Below are 18,535 nucleotides of genomic sequence, written 5' to 3'. Positions count from 1 at the left end.
GCTGTCTCCGGGTTCGGGGTGGCAATCAGCATGGATGCCAGGCCGGGCGCTGTCAAAGGCCCGGGCTCAGTCGGCGGCCACCGGGTCGGGCACGAAATTGGCCTCGGTCTTGTCCTCGCGGCCCAGGCTCCAACACAGGATGATCACCGGCAACAGCCCCACCGCGCCGATCACCAGCGAGGGCACCGCGGCCTCGGAAAGGCGCTCATCGGCGGCCAGCCTGTGGGCCTGAACCGCCAGCGTGTCAAAGTTGAAGGGGCGCATGATCAAGGTGGCGGGAAGCTCCTTCATCACATCGACAAACACGATCAGGATCGCGGTCAGCAGCGAGGGCCGCAAAATCGGCAGATGCACGCCGCGCAGCATGGTCGTGGGTGACCGGCCAAGGGTGCGCGCCACGGCGTCGATATTGGGGTTGATCGTGGCAAGACCGGCATCATAGGCCGAAAGTGCCGCCGCCATGAACCGCACCGTATAGGCCATGATCAGCAGCCAGATCGACCCGGTCAGCAGCAAGCCGGTGGAAATATCGAATGTCGCCCGCATCCAGGCATCCAGCGCATTGTCAAAAGCCGCAAAGGGCACCATCAGGCCGACCGCAATCACCCCGCCCGGCACCGCATAGCCAAGCCCGCCAATGGCAACCGCGGCCCGGTTGGCGCGGCTCGGGTGCAGGCGGGCATTGAAGCCAAGCAGCACCGCGGCGGTGACCGTGACAACAGCGGCGATTGCGGCCAGCGTGACCGAGTTTTGCAAAAAGCCGAGATAGCGCGGCGTCAGGATCAACTGGCCCGATGCCGACCCCATCGAAATCAGCAGCCCCGCAGGCAGCAAAAAGCCGAGCGTCACCGGCAATGCGCAGAACGTCACCGCCGCGCCGGCGCGCCAGCCGGTCAGGCGGGGCGGCACCATCACCTCGAACCGGCGGCCGGCGCCATGATGCCTTTGGCGGCTGCGCTGCGCGCGTTCAAGTGCGGCAAGCAACAGCGCCACGCCCAGAAGGGTCAGCGCCAGTTGCGCGGCGGCGGCGCGATCGGCAAAGGAAAACCAGCTTTGGTAAATCCCGGTCGCAAAGGTCTGCACATTGAAATAGGACACGGTGCCGAAATCGGCGATGGTTTCCATGATCGTCAGCAACACGCCACCGGCGATGGCCGGGCGCGCAATCGGCAGGCTGACCCGGAAAAAGGCCGCCCATGGCCCCCGCCCAAGCGTGCGCGCCGCGATATAGGCGGTGGCGCTTTGTTGCAGGAACGCGGCCCGCGCCAGCAGGTAGACATAGGGGTAAAGCACCAGCATCAGCATCAGGGCGGCACCCGGTAAGCTCCTGATTTCAGGGAACCAATAGTCGCGCGGGCCCCATCCTGTCAGATCGCGCAACGTGGCCTGGACCCAACCGGGATGATCCAGAAAATCGGTATAGGCATAGGCCAGAACATAGGCCGGAAAGGCCAGCGGCAGGGCCAGCGCGATCTCGAGCACACGGCGAAACCGAAACCGGGTCATGGTCACCAGCCAGGCGGTTCCGGTGCCGATGATTGCGGTGCCGGTGGCGACGATCAGAACCATGTAGAGCGTGGTGCGGGCATAGCGCGGCAGCACGGTGGCCATCAGCCCCGAGACCGTGTCGAACCCGCCGGTGACCGCCGCCAGCACCACCGCGATGATCGGCAGCAGGCTGAGACCGGCCGCGCCCCAGGCCAGAGCGGCCAGCCAGTTACCTGAGCGATATCGTCGGCTTAGTTTCATGCCCAATTGCTCTAGGCCAATCCGGCGGCCTCGTCCACCAGAGCGTGGCGCGAAAAGAAGGCCGTGATCTCATCTGGCCTGGGCGCATGCCCGGTAAAGACCTCGACATAGGGTGGCATGGCGCGCAGACGCTCCGCCCGGGTTTCGTCCAGTGCCATGGCGTAATAGCCGACCTGGGTAAAGATCATCGTATGAGCGCGGGTGCGGGCCTGGGTTTCACTATAGCCAAACCTTTGAAACATATTGGAAATCCCTAAAATTCGGGCTGCGTCACCGGCATCGAGATGGGCCCGCAAACCGGAATCGTTCCGGGCCCAGTTGCGGATGGCAAGATCCAGTTTCGCGTCAAACAGGCTGGCATCGATCCAGCAATCGAAGAGGTTGAAGACCGCGCCGCAGATGGTTTTTGCGGGGGCGGCGCAGCGGGCCAGGAGATTGCCGGTGTTCTGCGCGCTCCAGCGATCCACAATCGCGCTCAGCAGGGCGTCACGATCCGCGAAATGCCAGTAAAAGCTGGTGCGCGACAGGCCCAGATCCTTGGCCAATGGCTGGATTTTCACGGCCTCGATACCGCCCGAAATCAGCCGTTCATAGCCGGCATCGAGCCACAGCTCTGCCGAGCCGCGCCAGCCATGGGTTTTGTCTGGTTTCCGGACAGTCATCGCCTCTGCCGCCTATCACGCAAGGGGCCTTCTGGCAAATAAGTGACGCAAGTGTCACTTTTAAATGACGGATGTGTCATTTTCGGGCGGATCGCCTGCGGCACGGCCGCGCTCCGGCGGCTGGCGCTTTGGTGAGGGCGGCGCATCGGTCATGGGGCGGATGCAGGCCGGGAGATAAACGGCTCCGGAAAAGCGTCGCTGCGTCAGCCCACGGACAGGCGCTCGCCCGGCTTGCGCATCGGCGATGATAAAGCGCCGCCGGATGACTGCCCGGCGGCGCAATTTACGTTTGTCTGCTGCCCGCGTATCGTGACGCGCGGTATGACTAGCCCGGCAGTTTTGCCATTCGCAGATAGGGCAGTTTGGTCTCGATGGAGCCGTATTTGGCGATGGCATCGGCGTCGCTGACGGTGGTGGGCACTACGACATCCTGACCGACCTGCCAGTTTGCCGGCGTGGCCACGTTTTCGCGGGCGGCGGTTTGCAGGCCATCCAGCGCGCGCAGCACCTCGGCAAAGTTGCGCCCGACATTCATCGGGTAGGTCATCGACAGCTTGAGCTGCTTGTCCGGCCCGATGATGAAGACCGCGCGCACGGTGGCGCTGTCGGCGGGGGTGCGGCCATCGGGCAGATAGGCTTCGGCGGGCAGCATGTCGAAGGCTTTGGAGACCGCCAGATCTTCATCGGCGATGATCGGAAAGCCTGCTTTGGCCCCGCCCACGGCCTCGATATCGGCCTTCCATTTCTTGTGATCCTCGACCCCGTCCACGGAGACGCCGATCACCTTGGTGCCGCGCGCGGCCCATTCATCGGCCAATTGCGCGACGGCCCCGAATTCTGTGGTGCAAACCGGCGTGAAATCCTTGGGGTGGCTGAACAGGATCGCCCAGCTATCGCCGATCCAGTCATGCAGCGAAAAGCTGCCCTGATCGGTTTCGACGGTGAGATCGGGGATGGTATCATTGATGCGCAGGCCCATGGGACATGTCCTTTTTTGGGGGTGGTTTGAGCCCAAGATGTGCCCTTGCGCAGGCCGGGGCAAGGGGGGCCGGGCCGGTATCGGCGAAATGGCGCGAGGCCAGGTCTTGCGGAGCGGCCCGCCCGGTGACAGGTTGCGCGGCGATAATTCAGGGGAGAGTGACGATGCCGAACACCACCGATTTCTACATCAACGGGCAATGGGTCGCGCCCGCCGCGGCGCAGGGTTTCGAAGTCATCAACCCCTCGACCGAGGAGGTTTGCGCCACCATATCGCTAGGCGGGCAGGACGATGTCGATGCCGCCGTGGCTGCCGCGCGGGCCGCATTCGAGGGCTGGTCACAGAGCGGCAAGGCTGAGCGGCTGGCGCTGCTGGAGCGCATTCTGGAGGTTTACAAGGCCCGCGCCGATGACATGGCGCAGGCGATCAGCACCGAGATGGGCGCGCCGATTGATTTGGCGAAAACGTCGCAGGTCGGTGCGGGCATCTGGCACATTTCGAACTTCATCACCGCGCTGAAGGATTTCGAGTTCGAGGCACCGCTGGGTGATCACGCGCCCAATGATCGGATCATCCATGAGGCGGTGGGCGTTGTCGCCATGATCACGCCCTGGAACTGGCCGATGAATCAGGTGACGCTGAAAACCATTCCGGCGCTGGCGGCGGGCTGCACCATGGTGCTGAAACCATCCGAGATTGCGCCGCTTTCGGGCTTGCTCTTTGCCGAGATCATGGATGAGGCGGGGGTGCCTGCGGGCGTGTTCAACCTGGTCAATGGCGATGGTGCCGGGGTTGGCACCATGCTGACCAGCCATGCGCATGTGGATGCGATCAGCTTTACCGGATCGACACGGGCCGGCATCGCCATTTCGAAATCGGCGGCGGACACGCTGAAGCCGGTGCATCTGGAACTGGGCGGCAAGGGCGCGAATGTGATCTTTGCCGATGCCGATGAAAAGGCGGTGAAACGCGGCGCGCTGCATTGTTTCAACAATACCGGGCAATCATGCAATGCGCCGACCCGGATGCTGGTGGAGCGCAGTATCTATGACCAAGCGGTAGAGATTGCGGCCGATGTGGCCGACAAGACCGCCATTGGCATGGCGTCAGAGCCCGGCCGCCATATCGGACCGGTGGTCAGCCAGGCGCAATATGACAAGATCCAGGGGTTGATCGAGGTAGGCATTACGGAGGGCGCGCGGCTGGTGGCCGGTGGCCTGGGCCGCCCCGAAGGGTTCAACCGGGGCTATTTCGTGCGCCCCACCGTGTTTGCCGATGTCAGCAATGACATGACCATTGCGCGCGAGGAGATCTTTGGCCCGGTGCTGTCGATCATTCCGTTCGAGGATGAGGCCGAGGCGCTGCGTATTGCCAATGACACCGAATATGGCCTGACCAATTATGTCCAGAGCCAGGATGGGGCCAGGCGCAACCGGATGGCGCGGCGCCTGCGCTCGGGCATGGTTGAAATGAACGGCCAGGCGCGCGGTGCGGGGGCACCGTTTGGCGGCATGAAGAAATCGGGCAATGGGCGCGAAGGCGGGGTCTGGGGCTTGCTGGATTTTCTGGAGGTCAAGGCGGTGTCGGGCTGGTCGCCTGAGGACGATTGAGGCCGGGCGGATTTGCAATGTGAGGGCAACCGGGGCAGAGAAGGCGCGGGATGCTTTATTCTGGGGCGCGGCCTGACATGGATGCGATGAGTTTTGTGCCCGAAACGGTGCTCAAGCGCGATATATTTTCCGAGACCATCGTCGGCCATCTGGCAGAGGATCCGAGCCGCAAGGTGGTGCTGCGCAAGCTGGACGGGGTGCCTTGGTATGCCCGGCCCGTTGCCTGGTATCTGGCCCGCAAGGAAGTGCGCGGCCTGCGCGCGGTGGCGGGAATTGAGGGCGTGCCGGAGCTGCTGCGGGTCGATCGGGTGGGGCTGTTGCGAAGCTGGACCGAAGGCACGCCGCTGCATCTGGCCCGGCCCGGCGATGCGGCCTGGTATCGTGACGCCAAACGGTTGCTGCGCCAGATGCGGGCGCGCGGCGTGGCGCATAATGACATTGCCAAGCCGCAAAACTGGCTGATGACGCCGCAGGGCCGCGCCGCGGTGATTGATTTTCAACTGGCCTCGGTGCATCCGCGCAAGGGGCGTTGGTTTTTGCTGCTGGCGCGCGAGGATCTGCGCCATCTTCTGAAACAGAAACGCGCCTATGCGGGGGGGCTGCTGGTGGCCTCGGAACGCCGCATGCTGGCGCGCAAATCGCTGCCCTCGCGGATCTGGATGGCGACCGGCAAGCGGGTCTATAATTTTGTCACCCGGCGGCTGATGAACTGGTCCGATGGCGAGGGCACCGAGGATCGGATCGCGCGTGACGGGCCTGCGCTGCGCGCCATTGCGGCGCGGGAAGATATCTCCGATATCCTGCTCTGCACCTATGCGCTGCCGGCGCGCGGCGTTGGGGTGTATGCGTTTTTCGAGACCGGACTGGCGGGTGATGATCTGCGTGCCCTGGTGCCGGAGGCCCGCGCCGAACTGGTCCAGGCGGTGGTGGAGTTTCCGCGCACCGGCGGGCGTGTGCGCGAAGATATCCTGCATCTGATCGCGGCCAATCGGCTGGATGAGTTGGCGCTGCTGATTGCGGATGCGCCGGAGCTGGCCGGGCTGGTCAATGATATTGTGGCCGGGCGGCAGAACCTGACCGACCGGGTGCTGAAACGCTAGGTGTTCAGAATTCCGGCTTGGCGGTGAAGGTCATGCCGAGCCCCGAATCGGGGTGTTTCAGGCGCAGCGTGGCGGCGTGCAGCATCAGGCGGGGATGATCGCGGGCCGGGCCGGTGGCATAGAACGGATCGCCCAGAATCGGATGGCCAATGGCCTTGCAATGGACCCGCAATTGATGCGTGCGGCCGGTTTCGGGGCTCAGGCGGACCCGGGTTTCGCCGCCGCCCGACCGGATCACGCGCCACTTGGTCAGGGCCGGTTTGCCGGTCTCATGGCAGACCATCTGCAAGGGCCGGTTCGGCCAATCGACGATCAGCGGCAGATCAATAGTGCCGGTTTTGTCCAGCCCCTGCCCCCAGAGCCGCGCCACATAGGTTTTCTTGACCCGGCGTTGTTCGAATTGCAGGTTCAGGTGACGTTGCGCATGCGGCGTGAGGGCAAAGACCATCAGGCCGGAGGTGTCCATATCCAGCCGATGCACCAGCAATGCGGTGGGAAACACCGCCTGAATGCGGCTGATCAGGCAATCGCGCAGGTGATCGCCGCGCCCGGGCACCGAAAGCAGCCCCGCCGGTTTGTTGACCAGCAGAATCTCGTGATCATGATGCAATATTGCCAGCGGTGCCTCTGGCGGGCGGTAGTCATGGGCCATGGCGCGCGGTCTAGCCTTTGCGGCGCGCGAGGGCAAAGCGCTATTGCACGTTCGCAAACTTGCGGATCGCAGATTTTCGGAGACGTGCTTTATTGCAGCGGCGCGATCTAAATTGCCGTCAGAATGTTTGCAAGGATCATCACGGCAAAGGCGACGAGCCAGCCGATACGGGTGGTGCGGGTGGCGGGGTCGCGCATCCAGCCCCGTGCCGCCGCCAGAAACGAGACCGGGCCGGGGTTGAAGCTGTCGGTTGCGCGCGCCGCGATGGCGCGGATCTGAAACAGCGCCTTGAAAAAGAAAAACGCCCAGACCGCGAAGGCCAGGCCCTGTATGACGAGAAGGATGAGCATACCGGTTTCCATCCGACGAGTAGACCTGCATGGCGTCGATCGGGCAAGGGTTTTTATCGGTTGGCTCAATTTGTTCCGATTGGGCCGGGCCCGCGTTAACCCGTCATAAACCGGAGTGCGGCAGGGTCGGGCCAGTGGGGGCGTAGACCGATAGGGTAGACGTCATGGTGAACAACAATAGCGAAGTGCGGGTGATCAAGCTGAAGGAAACCCATCCTGATGAAATGGGACGGGCCGGAGATATGATGACCACATTTCGTATCTGGATGCTTCTGGGCGGGGCCGAAGCCTTGCGCGACCGAACCGTCGGAAACCGCCATTTTGGCTGATCGAGAATCAGGGCGGCCTTGGTTGGCCGCTCTTGTGACCTTTTGGCCAATGGCCTCCTGATTGCCAGATCGTTCAAAGAAGCGCACAGTTGGGCGTGATGTAACGTATAGGATCAGGGGGGCAGGCAATGCTGGCGATCTCAACCCATAAAATTGCGCAGATCATCCTGATGGGGCATGAGCTGGATCGGGCCGAGGGCGAGCTGCGCGGCTTCATCGAGGCGCTGAATGATGATGAGCAGGCCGAACTGGTGGCCATCATGTGGATCGGGCGCGGCAGTTTCGAGCCGGGTGATTTCCGCGAGGCGCTGGCCACCGCCTATTCGGAGCGCACCACGCCGACGGCCGATTACCTGATCGGCACGCCGCATATGTCGGACCATCTGGAAAGCGGGCTGGATGAGCTGGGCATCGAGCCAAGCTCGGCCTAGGCGTTCGCGTCGAACATGGTTTTGGCGCGGCCCCAGACCCCGGAATTCAGATCGGTGAGTGTCAGCAGCGATGGCAGAAGCTGGGCTGCGTAATCCTGGCTGCTTTCGACCGGCAGCATCGAGGGCAAATTGTCGATGGCCATCACATCGAGCACCGGATCGGTCGCCACACGCAGGACAGGCGCGGCCCATGTGGTGGCGCGGTCATAGATCGGAACCGGGTTGTAATCACTGTCGGGGTCGCAGGCGATATCGCCGATCACGCGCAAGTCTCGGGGCCGGGTCAGGGCCGTTTCGGGCACGAATACCGGCGTGCCGGGGCGCGCGAAGATGGCGTTGAGAAAGATCGGGTGGTTGAGGATTTCGGGGAAGGGGCCGCCGCGGGCGGTCTCGGCCATATCCCATTTGGTGACCTCCAGGCCCATCGCCATGCACAGATCCGCGGCCCCGGTGCCGACCCGGCCAAGCGCCCCGATGACGAGGGCGGCGGGCGGTTTCGCGTGGCCTTGCAGTTCCTGGCCCAGATCCTCCAACAGCGCGTCTTTGTCGGCATAGGGCGTGACGGGGCCGCAGATCTGGCCGCGCGCCTGCGCGCCCCAGGCCTTGAGCGACACCGCCGCCCCGGCATACCCGGCCCAATAGCCGAACGCCGCCACCCGCGCCCCGCTGTCATCGACCAGATATTCCAGATCATAGAGCGTGCCGCCGCCGGTATTGAACCGATCCAGCAGCGCACGCCCCGCGTGCTGGCCCTTATAGGCATGGCCGAACATGATGTGGCGATGGGTCAGCGGCGTGCCATCCTCGGGCAGTTCCTTGAGGCCGAAGATGATGGCGTCGGCGGGGGCGTCGGGCCAGCTGTTTTCAGCCGCCATTTCGGCCCCGGCATCGGCGTAGCCAGTCAGCCCGGCGGCGCGGGTGCTGCTGTGTTCCACCGTCACGCGAATGCCCGCCGCAATCAGGGCGCGGGTGCCCTCGGCCGTCAACCCGCAGCGTTGTTCATTGGCGCGTTGTTCGGCGCGAACCCAGAGATGGGGCATGGGGGGAGGTCCTTTTACAGATGGGTGCGGGCGAACTGGCGGTCGGGCTGGTCGAGATGGGGCAGCGCGTTGAACTGGGTCAGCGCCAGCGCCCCTTGCAGCGGCAACCAGCGGCTGAGCGAGGTGTTTTCGACCGCCAGACAGACCCGCGACATGGCGGTGACATCGAGCCCCATGGTGATGCGCAGCGCCATGCCGATGACGCCGCCCGAGGTGATGATGATGGCGCGGCCATCGCCCTGGCTGACCGCGTTCAGGGCCTCGCCCACGCGGGTCTCGAAACTGGCGAAACTTTCGGGCGCATCCTTGATCCGGTCTTGATGCCAGGCGGTAAAAACCTGCGGCAGATGGGTGACGAAACCCTCGCGGGTGGTGGGCAGGGGCACGCCGTGCTGAGCTTCGAGGAGATTTGCCAGGGTGAAATATTCAAGCTCGTTGAAGCGCGGGTCGATCACGGCATCGGTCACGCCCATGGCCTGCGCGGTTTGCCGGTGCCGGTGCAGATCGCCGCGAAACCTGCGTGGGAAAACTTCGCCCGAGGCGGTCAGATATTGCCCGAGCCAGGCGGATTGCTGCACGCCCAATTCGCTGAGCTGGTCATAGCTGACCTCATCGCGGGCGGTGGTATTGGCCTGACCGTGGCGGACAAGCGTGAGGTGGGACATGGTGGTGCGGCTCCTGATCATGGCCTTTTAGGGCCTTGGCGGGGCGGGGAAAAGGGGGGCAATCCGGGCATTGGCAGGTGCCATGACGGAAAAGCGCCGGGGGCGGTCGCGGATGGTGGTCTTTTCACCGGCGCGCTTTGGCATAGAATGATCTGGCGCGAATCCGGGAGAGCCGCAGATGTCCGAAAATATCCGTTTCCAGCTTGATGGCGAAGACGTCGTGGCCGCGCCGGGCATGACGATCTGGGAAGTGGCCAATGGCCGCGGTCTGGTGATTCCGCATCTGTGCCACAAGCCTGCGCCGGGATACCGCCCGGATGGCAATTGCCGCGCCTGCATGGTCGAGATCGAGGGCGAGCGGGTGCTGGCGGCGTCCTGCATCCGCGAACCGGCCGAGGGCATGGTGGTGGTGACCAATTCGGGCCGCGCCAGAACGGCGCGCAGGATGGTGATCGAGATGTTGCTGGCCGATCAGCCGGAACGCGCGGCAGCGCATGACAAATCAAGCCATCTATGGGACATGGCTGATCTGAACGGGGTTTCCGTCAGCCGGTTTCCCAAGCTGGAGGAAGGCCGCATTCCGCTGCTCGATGACAGCCATGTGGCGATGTCGGTCAATCTGGATGCCTGTATCCAATGCGGGCTTTGCGTGCGGGCCTGCCGCGACGTGCAGGTCAATGATGTGATCGGCATGGCCGGGCGCGGCCATGATGCCTGGCCGGTGTTCGATATCAACGATCCGATGGGGGTCTCGACCTGTGTGGCCTGCGGTGAATGCGTGCAGGCCTGCCCGACCGGGGCCTTGATGCCGGCCACTGTGGTCGACGCTGATCAAGTTGGCGACAGTGCCGATTTCGACAGCGAGACCGAAAGCGTCTGCCCGTTTTGCGGTGTTGGCTGCAAGGTCAGCCTCAAGGTCAAGGATGGCCGGATCAAATATGTCGAGGGGCTGAATGGCCCGGCCAATGAAGGGCGGCTTTGCGTCAAGGGGCGCTTTGGCTTTGATTATATCCACCATCCGCACCGGCTGACCAAACCGCTGATCCGGCGCGACGATGCGCCCGCGAAGGGGCTGAATGTGGACCCGGCCAACTGGCAGACGCATTTCCGCGAAGCGAGTTGGGAAGAAGCGCTGGACAAGGCGGCGGGCGGGTTGACCGATCTGCGCGACACCCATGGCGGGCGGTCTGTGGCGGGGTTTGGCAGCGCCAAATGCACCAATGAAGAAGCCTATCTGTTTCAGAAATTCATCCGCCAGGGATTTGGGCATAACAATGTCGATCACTGCACGAGGCTGTGCCATGCGTCCTCGGTTGCGGCGCTGATCGAGAATATCGGCTCGGGCGCGGTGACGGCCACGTTCAACGAGATCGAGAATGCCGATGTGGCGATCGTGATCGGGGCCAACCCGATTGAGAACCACCCCGTTGCCGCGACCTATTTCAAGCAGTTCACCAAACGCGGCGGCAAGCTGATTGTGATGGACCCGCGCGGCGTCGGCCTGCGGCGCTATGCGACCCATATGCTGCAATTTCGCCCCGGTGCCGATGTGTCGATGCTGAACGCGATCGCCCATGTGATCGTGGAGGAGGGCTTGTATGATGAACAATATATCGCGGCCTATACCGAGAATTGGGAGGCCGAAAAGGCGCATCTGAAGGATTTCAGCCCCGAGGCGATGGAGGGCATTTGCGGCATCGCGCCGGACCGGATCCGCGAGGTTGCGCGGCTGTTTGCGACCGCGAAAGCGGCGATGATTTTCTGGGGCATGGGGATCAGCCAGCATATTCACGGCACCGATAATTCGCGCTGTCTGATTTCGCTGGCGCTGATGTGCGGCCATGTCGGGCGTCCGGGCACCGGGCTGCACCCACTGCGTGGGCAAAACAATGTGCAGGGTGCCTCGGATGCCGGGCTGGTGCCGATGTTCCTGCCCGATTACCAGAGCGTCACCGATGACAGGATCCGCAAGAATTTCACCGATATCTGGGGGTCCGGGGACTTTTCGAATGAAAAGGGCCTGACCGTGACCGAGATTGTCGATGCGGTGTATGCCGGCGATATCAAGGGCATGTATATTCAGGGCGAAAACCCGGCCATGTCTGACCCCGATGTCGATCACGCCCGCGCCGCCTTTGCCAGGCTGGAGCATCTTGTGGTGCAGGATATTTTCCTGACCGAGACGGCGAATTTCGCCGATGTGATTCTGCCGGCCTCAACGCTTTATGAAAAATCGGGCACCGTCAGCAATACCAACCGGCAGGTGCAGATGGTGCGCCCCGCCGTGGCCCCGCCGGGTGACGCGCGCGAGGATTGGGCGGTGACGGTGGAACTGGCGCAGCGGATCGGGCTGAACTGGAGCTATACGCACCCCAGCCAGATCTTTGCCGAGATGAAGCTGAACATGAAAAGCCTCGACAATATCACCTGGGAAAGGCTGGAAACCGAAACCGTGACCTACCCGTCGCTCTCGCCCACCGATCCCGGCCAGGCGGTGGTGTTTGGCGATGGTTTCCCCCGGCCCGATGGGCGGGCCCGGTTCACGCCCGCCAATGTGATTGCGCCCGATGAGGTGCCCGATGCCGATTATCCGATGATCCTGACCACCGGCCGGCAGTTGGAGCATTGGCATACCGGGTCGATGACGCGGCGTTCAAAGGTGCTGGATGCGGTGGAGCCGGAGGCCAATTGTTCGCTCAACCCGCGCACGTTGAAGCTGATGGGGGTGGTGCCGGGCCAGATGATCCGCCTGACCACGCGGCGCGGCTCGATCGAGATCATGGCGCGGGCCGACCGGGCCATTGCCGAGGATATGGTGTTTGTGCCCTTTGCCTATGTCGAGGCGGCGGCCAATGTGCTGACCAACCCGGCCATCGACCCCTACGGCAAGATCCCCGAATTCAAATTTGCCGCCGTGAAGGTGGAAAAGATTGATGCGGTGGCGGCGCAGTAGGGTCAGATGCCGAGGCTGCCGCGGATGAAGGGCAAGAAGGCGGCAGCGACAAGCCCGACGCCCGCGCCGATGATCAACCGCGTGCCCATCGGGCCGAGGCCGGGGCTGAGCACGCTTAGAGCGGGTCGCGCCAAATCGAATTCACCGGCCGGCCCGAACGCATTCGATTGCGCGAACGCTGCCTCGGTCCGGGTGATGAATGCTCGAATCCGATCAGGCGCGACACGCTATAGCCAATCTCGGATGCATGAGGGTCAGGTTTTGCCAGACATGCCATGAAGTGGTGTTTTTCTTGTCTTTCAAGGGGCCGATACCCGCCTATCCGCCGCCGCGTGTCAGCCCCAGACCACATCGCCCAGAAAGATATAGCCCGCGCCGTAGATGGTCTTGATCAGGCGGGGGTTTTTCGGGTCTTCGCGCAGTTTGGTGCGCAGGCGCGAGACCCGCACATCCATGGCGCGATCAAAGCTTTCGCCGGCCGCACCGCCAAGCGTTTCCTGCATCTGCTGGCGGCTGATCAGGCGTTTGGGGCTGTTCAGGAACAGGCGCAGCACCTCGCCTTCGGCATGCGAAAAGCTGACTTCATCGCCCGATTCCGCGACCAGAACATAGCGGTCGAAATGCGCGGTCCAGCCCTGAAAGCGGGCGGTCTCGCTTTGGGCGCTTTTTTGTTTGGTGTCGCGCAGGCGGACGCGGACGCGGGCCACCACCTCGGCCGGGTCGAACGGTTTGATGATATAGTCATCGGCCCCCAGTTCCAGCCCGGTGACCCGGTCCTGCACCTGGGCCCGGCCCGAGATGATGATGATCGAGGCGCCGGATTCCAGCGCCAGACGATGCACCAGCGCCAGCCCGTCGCGATCCGGCAGGCCCAGATCGACCAGGCAGACATCGGGGGTGGTGATGCGCAAGGCGGCCTCGAACTCGGTGGCGCGGGCATAGGTCGCGGTGCGAAACCCGGCTTCCTGCAAGGCCTCGGACAGCATCAGCCGGATCTGCGGCTCGTCGTCCAATATGGTTATCAAGGGCTGGGTCATGCCGGGTTGGCCTTGCTGAGGATAGCGTGAAGTTGCCCCGAATTGAACGGTTTGGCCAGCACCGGCCAGCGTTTCGCGCCGCGTTGGCGCAGCAGATCAGTTTCGGGAAGCGATGTCATCAGGGCCAGTTTCAGATCCGGGCGCTGGCCCGAGATGCGTTCGAGAAGGTCAACGCCGGTGGTGCTGCCGGGCAGTTTGATATCGGACAGCACGACATCGATGGCGGGCAGATCGGAGAGCGTCAGCGCCTCGGCGAAATTATCGGCCTCGATCACCTGATGGCCCATATCGGTCAGCATTTCGCGCACCGACACGCGCAGCGCGGGCATATCCTCGACCAGAAGCACCAGCATCGGTTGCGCGGCATCGGCCGGCACCGGGCGCAGCGCCAGACGCAGCGTGACCCGGGCCCCGTTGCGATGGTTTTCCAGTTTGACATTGCCCCCCGACAGCTTGGCCAGATCGAAGGCCATCGACAGGCCCAGCCCGGACCCGGCCTGGCCCTTGGTGGTGAAGAACGGATCCAGCGCGTAGTTCAGCGCCTCGGGCGAAAACCCCGGCCCGGTATCCTCGACCGCGATATCGAGCCAGGTATCGCGGACCTTATGGGCCAGGATGCGGATCTCGCCGCCTTGCGCGCCGATGGCGTCGCGGGCGTTCAGGACCAGATTGAGCAAGCTGTCCTGCACCGAGCCTTCATCCAGCAGCACCAGTTCGCCGGGCACCGATTGGGTGATCGACAGCGCGATATTGTCGGGCAGGGGCGCGCGGGCCAGCGCCGCGAAGGTTTCAAAGAACCGGCGCAGATCGACCGGGGCGGGCAGCAATTCGCGCGGGCCGGATATATGGGCGATGCGATCCAGCAGGGTGCCGCCACGCCGCGCGGCGGCGATGGTGGCGGTGGTCATCTCGCGGGCCGGTTCAGGCAGCGGCAGCCTGGCCAGCCGGCTTTGCAGGCCCAGGATGATGGTCAGCAGGTTGGAGAAATCATGCGCCAGCCCGTTGGTCAGCTGTGCCGCCAGTTCGCGTTTGCGGGTCTGGGCCAGCACGGCGCGCGCCTGCGCCTCTTCGGTGACATCGGTCGAGAGCAGATAGACGCCGTTGATCTGGCCGTCCGGGCCGGTATCGGGGGTAAAGGCGGTGCGGATGCGGCGGCCGCTGTCTTCGTCGGTGAATTCGAACACGCTGGATTGCCCGGCCAGGGCGCGGGTCAGATTGGGGCGCAGGCGGCGCCCCGTGCTATGGCCCAGCGCGTCGTTGAAATGCAGCCCTGTGATATCGGCGCTGCGCCCGGGCAGCACCGTCGACAGGCGGCGGTTGGTATAGGTGTAGATCTGGTCGGTATCGACATGGGCGATATGGGCCGGCATCATTTCGGTGGTCAGGCGGATGCGGGCCTCCATCTCGGCCAGGCCGCGCTTGGCCTCTTCCAGCTGGGCGATGGTGGCGGCAAGCTGACGGTTGGTCCGGGCCAGTTCCTCGGCATGGGTCAGCACCTGATCGGACAATTCCTCGGAGCGGGCGCGCAACAGCCCCTCCTGGGTCTTGATCGCGGTGATGTCGGTATAGACGGTGATCCAGCCGCCGCCGGGCAGCGGGCTGCCCTCGACGCTGATGGTATGCCCGTTCGACCGGGTCCGTTCCATGTAATGGGGCACGAAGGCGCGGGCCTGATCGACGCGGCTCTGCACGAAATCACCGATATCTCCGACCGCGCCATATTCGCCGGATGCCGCCAGATAGCGGATGGTCTGCTCGAAGGATGCGCCGGGCGTGACCAGATCTTCGGGCAGGCCGAACATGGTCTGGAACGGGCGGTTGCAGACGGCCAGGCGCAGATCGCTGTCATAGATCGACAGCGCCTGCTGAATGAGGTTCAGCCCGGCCTGGGTCATCTTCATCGTGGCGTCGGATCGGGCCAATGCGTGTTCCTTTTCTCTGCCAGTTGGCTACACCATGCTGCGCGCCATCGCCAAGCCCTCTGGGGTCCTGCCCCTGGGCATCTTGTTACAATTCGTTAGGATTGCGACAAAGTCAGGCAAAATTTGCCAGCCATTGCTGGCGGGGTCAGGGATATGAGCCCGTGGCAGAAGACATCGGCAAGGGGGCCGGTGAGGGGAGGACAGAATTTGACTCAGATCGTCGCAGGTTCGGGCGCGCCGAAAACCGTACCGGAGCTTTTGGCCCGGAACGCGGCTCAGTTTGGCAGCAAACCCGCCTATCGGGAAAAAGAGTTCGGCATCTGGCAAAGCTGGACCTGGTCCGAGACCGCCGAGGAGATCGAGGCGATTGCCACCGGGATGTTGGCGCTTGGGGTCGAACAAGGCGATCATATCGCGATTATCGGGCGCAACCGGCCGGCCTTGTATTGGTCGATGGTTGCCGCGATGAAGGTCGGCGCGGTGCCGGTGCCGCTGTATCAGGAAGCATCGGCCGAAGAGATGGCCTATGTGCTGGAACATTCCGGCGCGCGCTTTGCCATTTGCGGCGATCAGGAACAGGTCGACAAGGTGATCGAGGTGCAGGAGACCGTGCATCAGATCGAACATATCCTGTATCTCGACGCGCGCGGGTTGCGCAAATACGACCACTCCAAGATGCATGCGATGGAAGACGTGAAGGCCGAAGGCCGCGCCGCGCATGACCGGTTTGCAAAGGAACTGGCGGAGCGCGAGGCCAGCCAGACATATGATGATACCTGCGTGATGCTGTATACCTCGGGCACCACCGGCAAGCCCAAGGGCGTGGTGCTGTCCAACCGCAACGTGATCGAGACCGCCAGGAATTCATCCGAATTTGACAATCTGCGGTCCGATGACGAGATCCTGGCCTATCTGCCGATGGCCTGGGTCGGCGATTTCATCTTTTCCATCGGGCAGGCCTATTGGACCGGGTTTTGCGTCAATTGCCCCGAAAGCGCCGACACGATGATGACCGATCTGCGCGAGATCGGGCCGACCTATTATTTTGCCCCGCCGCGGGTGTTCGAGCAGCAACTGACCAATGTGATGATCCGGATGGAGGATGCCGGCCGGTTCAAGAAGTGGCTGTTCGACAAATGCATGGCCCATGCCAGGCGCGTCGGCCCCGATATTCTGGATGGCAAGCCGGTCAGCGCGCTGGACAGGCTGAAATACTGGATCGGTGACAAGCTGATCTACGGGCCGCTGAAAAACACGCTGGGGTTCAGCCGCATCCGCGTCGGGTATACGGCGGGCGAGGCGATCGGGCCGGAGATCTTCGATTTCTACCGCTCGCTGGGGATCAACCTGAAACAGCTTTACGGCCAGACCGAAGCCACCGTTTTCATCACCGCGCAGCCCGATGGTGAAGTGCGGGCCGATACCGTGGGCGTGCCGAGCCCCGGCGTGGAAATCAAGATCCACGAAAATGGCGAGATCTTCTACCGCAGCCCCGGCACCTTCGTGGAATATTACAAGAACCCCGAAAGCACCGCCTCTACCAAGGATCCCGATGGCTGGGTCGCCACCGGCGATGCCGGGTTCTTTGAGGAAGGCACCGGGCATCTGCGCATCATCGACCGCGCCAAGGATGTGGGCCAGATGGCCGATGGCAGCCTGTTTGCGCCGAAATACGTTGAAAACAAGCTGAAATTCTACCCCGACATTCTGGAAGCGGTGGTTTTTGGCAGTGGCCGCAACCGCTGCACCGCGTTCATCAATATCGACCTGACGGCAGTGGGCAACTGGGCCGAGCGCAACAATATCGCCTATGCCTCCTATCAGGAACTGGCCGGCCACCCGCGGGTGCTGGACACGATTCAGGCCCATATCGAGGCGGTCAATAAATCAGTTGCGAATGACCCGATGCTGTCGGGCTGCCAGATCCACCGGTTTCTGATCCTGCACAAGGAACTGGATGCCGATGACGGCGAGATGACGCGGACGCGCAAGGTGCGCCGCAAGATCGTCGAGGAGAAATTCAGCGATCTGATTGGCGCGCTCTATGACGGGTCGAACGAGATCTATACCGAGACCGAAGTGACCTATGAAGACGGTCGCAAGGGCCAGATGACCGCCACATTGCAGATCCGTGACGCGGCGGTGGTGATGGATACGGCACATACAAGGGTGGCAGCGGAATGAACGATATGGCTTCGGATTCTTTCGTGACCGCGGATGGGCGCACCATTGGCGGCGTGATGATGGAGATGCGCAACATCACCCTGCGCTTTGGCGGTGTTGTTGCGATCAAGGATACCTCATTTGACATCCGCGAGGGTGAGATCAGGGCCATCATCGGGCCAAACGGGGCCGGCAAATCCTCGATGCTGAACGTGATCTCGGGCTTTTACAATCCGCAGGAAGGCGAGATCTGGTATCACGGCACCCGCCGCCCGTCGATGCGGCCCTTTCAGGTGGCGCGGCAGGGCATCGCCCGGACGTTCCAGAACATCGCCCTGTTTGAAGGCATGTCTGTGCTGGACAACATCATGACGGGCCGGCTCAATCACATGAGCTCCAGCTTTCTCGATCAGGTGATCTGGTGGGGCAAGGCGCAGCGCGAGGAAGTGGAACACCGCGCCAAGGCCGAGGAAATCATTGATTTTCTCGAGATTCAGGCGATCCGCAAAACGCCGGTGGGGCGGTTGCCTTATGGGTTGAAAAAACGGGTCGAACTGGCGCGCGCGCTGGTGGCGGAACCGAAGCTGTTGCTGCTGGATGAGCCGATGGCAGGGATGAATGTTGAGGAAAAAGAGGACATGAGCCGCTTTATTCTTGACGTGAATGATGAATTTGGCACCACGATTGCCCTGATCGAACACGATATGGGCGTGGTCATGGACCTGTCCGACCGTGTGGTCGTGATGGATTACGGCAAGAAGATCGGCGACGGCACCCCCGATGAGGTGCGCAACAATCAGGAGGTGATCGACGCCTATCTGGGGGTCAGCCATGACTGACCCGAGCCAAGAAACCGCGATGCACAGCCCGTGCACAGCCCCTGCACAGCCCGT

At 63.0% G+C, this 18,535-nt stretch carries 17 protein-coding genes; 7 read left to right on the top strand and 10 right to left on the bottom strand.

Annotated features, from left to right (window positions below):
• Positions 1-66: 66 nt before the first annotated feature.
• The 3 genes from ACW8PS_RS06245 to ACW8PS_RS06235 form a co-directional block, all read right to left on the bottom strand.
• Positions 67-1,749 carry an ABC transporter permease gene (locus ACW8PS_RS06245; RefSeq protein ID WP_491526454.1) on the bottom strand — a complete coding sequence of 561 codons (1,683 nt, stop codon included), beginning with the start codon at positions 1,747-1,749 and terminating at the stop codon, positions 67-69.
• An 11-nt stretch (positions 1,750-1,760) separates the two neighbouring features.
• On the bottom strand, positions 1,761-2,411 hold the full coding sequence (locus ACW8PS_RS06240) for a TetR/AcrR family transcriptional regulator (protein ID WP_491526453.1): 651 nt from the start codon (positions 2,409-2,411) through the stop codon (positions 1,761-1,763).
• Between the two features lie 325 nt (positions 2,412-2,736).
• Positions 2,737-3,390: a peroxiredoxin gene (locus ACW8PS_RS06235; RefSeq protein WP_491526452.1), complete on the bottom strand. Its 654-nt coding sequence runs from the start codon at positions 3,388-3,390 to the stop codon at positions 2,737-2,739.
• Between the two features lie 164 nt (positions 3,391-3,554).
• Here ACW8PS_RS06235 and ACW8PS_RS06230 point away from each other — a divergent pair, with 164 nt between their 5' ends.
• Both ACW8PS_RS06230 and ACW8PS_RS06225 read left to right on the top strand, forming a co-directional pair.
• Complete coding sequence (locus ACW8PS_RS06230) at positions 3,555-5,000, top strand: aldehyde dehydrogenase family protein (protein ID WP_491526451.1); 1,446 nt, start codon at positions 3,555-3,557, stop codon at positions 4,998-5,000.
• 50 nt (positions 5,001-5,050) lie between these two features.
• Positions 5,051-6,100, top strand: coding sequence for a serine/threonine protein kinase (locus ACW8PS_RS06225; RefSeq protein ID WP_491526450.1), 1,050 nt, complete (start codon positions 5,051-5,053; stop codon positions 6,098-6,100).
• Between the two features lie 4 nt (positions 6,101-6,104).
• Here the strand turns inward: ACW8PS_RS06225 and ACW8PS_RS06220 are convergent, their stop codons facing one another.
• The gene (locus tag ACW8PS_RS06220) at positions 6,105-6,752 is read right to left on the bottom strand and encodes a pseudouridine synthase (RefSeq protein ID WP_491526449.1); all 648 of its coding nucleotides are present in this window, start codon (positions 6,750-6,752) and stop codon (positions 6,105-6,107) included.
• Between the two features lie 107 nt (positions 6,753-6,859).
• A complete protein-coding gene (locus tag ACW8PS_RS06215) occupies positions 6,860-7,102 on the bottom strand; it encodes a hypothetical protein (RefSeq protein ID WP_491526448.1) in 243 nt (80 codons plus the stop codon).
• A gap of 164 nt (positions 7,103-7,266) precedes the next feature.
• Between ACW8PS_RS06215 and ACW8PS_RS06210 the strand changes: the two genes are divergently transcribed.
• Together ACW8PS_RS06210 and ACW8PS_RS06205 are read left to right on the top strand one after the other, a co-directional pair.
• The gene (locus ACW8PS_RS06210; RefSeq protein ID WP_491526447.1) at positions 7,267-7,431 is read left to right on the top strand and encodes a hypothetical protein; all 165 of its coding nucleotides are present in this window, start codon (positions 7,267-7,269) and stop codon (positions 7,429-7,431) included.
• 128 nt (positions 7,432-7,559) lie between these two features.
• The gene (locus tag ACW8PS_RS06205) at positions 7,560-7,862 is read left to right on the top strand and encodes a DUF3775 domain-containing protein (protein ID WP_491526446.1); all 303 of its coding nucleotides are present in this window, start codon (positions 7,560-7,562) and stop codon (positions 7,860-7,862) included.
• Here the strand turns inward: ACW8PS_RS06205 and ACW8PS_RS06200 are convergent.
• On the bottom strand, positions 7,859-8,902 hold the full coding sequence (locus tag ACW8PS_RS06200; protein WP_491526445.1) for a saccharopine dehydrogenase: 1,044 nt from the start codon (positions 8,900-8,902) through the stop codon (positions 7,859-7,861). The two genes, ACW8PS_RS06205 and ACW8PS_RS06200, sit on opposite strands and share 4 nt — an antisense overlap.
• Before the next feature lie 14 nt (positions 8,903-8,916).
• Positions 8,917-9,567: a histidine phosphatase family protein gene (locus tag ACW8PS_RS06195; RefSeq protein ID WP_491526444.1), complete on the bottom strand. Its 651-nt coding sequence runs from the start codon at positions 9,565-9,567 to the stop codon at positions 8,917-8,919.
• Between the two features lie 178 nt (positions 9,568-9,745).
• Here ACW8PS_RS06195 and fdhF point away from each other — a divergent pair, with 178 nt between their 5' ends.
• Complete coding sequence (fdhF, locus tag ACW8PS_RS06190) at positions 9,746-12,520, top strand: formate dehydrogenase subunit alpha (RefSeq protein WP_491526443.1); 2,775 nt, start codon at positions 9,746-9,748, stop codon at positions 12,518-12,520.
• 2 nt (positions 12,521-12,522) lie between these two features.
• On the opposite strand, the gene ACW8PS_RS06185 is transcribed toward fdhF, so the two are convergent.
• The 3 genes from ACW8PS_RS06185 to ACW8PS_RS06175 form a co-directional block, all read right to left on the bottom strand.
• Positions 12,523-12,654 (bottom strand): hypothetical protein, encoded by a 132-nt coding sequence (locus ACW8PS_RS06185; RefSeq protein WP_491526442.1) that lies wholly within the window; start codon positions 12,652-12,654, stop codon positions 12,523-12,525.
• 201 nt (positions 12,655-12,855) lie between these two features.
• Positions 12,856-13,557 (bottom strand): response regulator transcription factor, encoded by a 702-nt coding sequence (locus ACW8PS_RS06180; protein ID WP_491526441.1) that lies wholly within the window; start codon positions 13,555-13,557, stop codon positions 12,856-12,858.
• Positions 13,554-15,458, bottom strand: a complete 1,905-nt coding sequence (locus ACW8PS_RS06175) for a PAS-domain containing protein (protein WP_491526495.1) — start codon at positions 15,456-15,458, stop codon at positions 13,554-13,556. The genes ACW8PS_RS06180 and ACW8PS_RS06175 overlap by 4 nt, the downstream gene beginning before the upstream one ends.
• Before the next feature lie 228 nt (positions 15,459-15,686).
• Here ACW8PS_RS06175 and ACW8PS_RS06170 point away from each other — a divergent pair, with 228 nt between their 5' ends.
• Entirely contained in the window at positions 15,687-17,663 is a 1,977-nt protein-coding gene (locus tag ACW8PS_RS06170) for an AMP-binding protein (RefSeq protein WP_491526439.1), read from the top strand.
• On the top strand, positions 17,660-18,481 hold the full coding sequence (locus tag ACW8PS_RS06165) for an ABC transporter ATP-binding protein (protein WP_491526437.1): 822 nt from the start codon (positions 17,660-17,662) through the stop codon (positions 18,479-18,481). The genes ACW8PS_RS06170 and ACW8PS_RS06165 overlap by 4 nt, the downstream gene beginning before the upstream one ends.
• Positions 18,482-18,535 lie beyond the last annotated feature (54 nt).

The sequence above is a fragment of the Alterinioella sp. genome (assembly GCF_058343375.1).
Note: the sequence above shows the minus strand (reverse complement) of the source record. Positions and strands in the feature narration are given on the sequence as shown.

Coding starts and splice junctions, on each gene's coding strand:
- ACW8PS_RS06245 (WP_491526454.1), bottom strand. CDS start 1,749: ATGAAACTAAGCCGACGATATCGCTCAGGTAACTGGCTGGCCGCTCTG.
- ACW8PS_RS06240 (WP_491526453.1), bottom strand. CDS start 2,411: ATGACTGTCCGGAAACCAGACAAAACCCATGGCTGGCGCGGCTCGGCA.
- ACW8PS_RS06235 (WP_491526452.1), bottom strand. CDS start 3,390: ATGGGCCTGCGCATCAATGATACCATCCCCGATCTCACCGTCGAAACC.
- ACW8PS_RS06230 (WP_491526451.1), top strand. CDS start 3,555: ATGCCGAACACCACCGATTTCTACATCAACGGGCAATGGGTCGCGCCC.
- ACW8PS_RS06225 (WP_491526450.1), top strand. CDS start 5,051: ATGCTTTATTCTGGGGCGCGGCCTGACATGGATGCGATGAGTTTTGTG.
- ACW8PS_RS06220 (WP_491526449.1), bottom strand. CDS start 6,752: ATGGCCCATGACTACCGCCCGCCAGAGGCACCGCTGGCAATATTGCAT.
- ACW8PS_RS06215 (WP_491526448.1), bottom strand. CDS start 7,102: ATGCTCATCCTTCTCGTCATACAGGGCCTGGCCTTCGCGGTCTGGGCG.
- ACW8PS_RS06210 (WP_491526447.1), top strand. CDS start 7,267: ATGGTGAACAACAATAGCGAAGTGCGGGTGATCAAGCTGAAGGAAACC.
- ACW8PS_RS06205 (WP_491526446.1), top strand. CDS start 7,560: ATGCTGGCGATCTCAACCCATAAAATTGCGCAGATCATCCTGATGGGG.
- ACW8PS_RS06200 (WP_491526445.1), bottom strand. CDS start 8,902: ATGCCCCATCTCTGGGTTCGCGCCGAACAACGCGCCAATGAACAACGC.
- ACW8PS_RS06195 (WP_491526444.1), bottom strand. CDS start 9,567: ATGTCCCACCTCACGCTTGTCCGCCACGGTCAGGCCAATACCACCGCC.
- fdhF (WP_491526443.1), top strand. CDS start 9,746: ATGTCCGAAAATATCCGTTTCCAGCTTGATGGCGAAGACGTCGTGGCC.
- ACW8PS_RS06180 (WP_491526441.1), bottom strand. CDS start 13,557: ATGACCCAGCCCTTGATAACCATATTGGACGACGAGCCGCAGATCCGG.
- ACW8PS_RS06175 (WP_491526495.1), bottom strand. CDS start 15,458: ATGAAGATGACCCAGGCCGGGCTGAACCTCATTCAGCAGGCGCTGTCG.
- ACW8PS_RS06165 (WP_491526437.1), top strand. CDS start 17,660: ATGAACGATATGGCTTCGGATTCTTTCGTGACCGCGGATGGGCGCACC.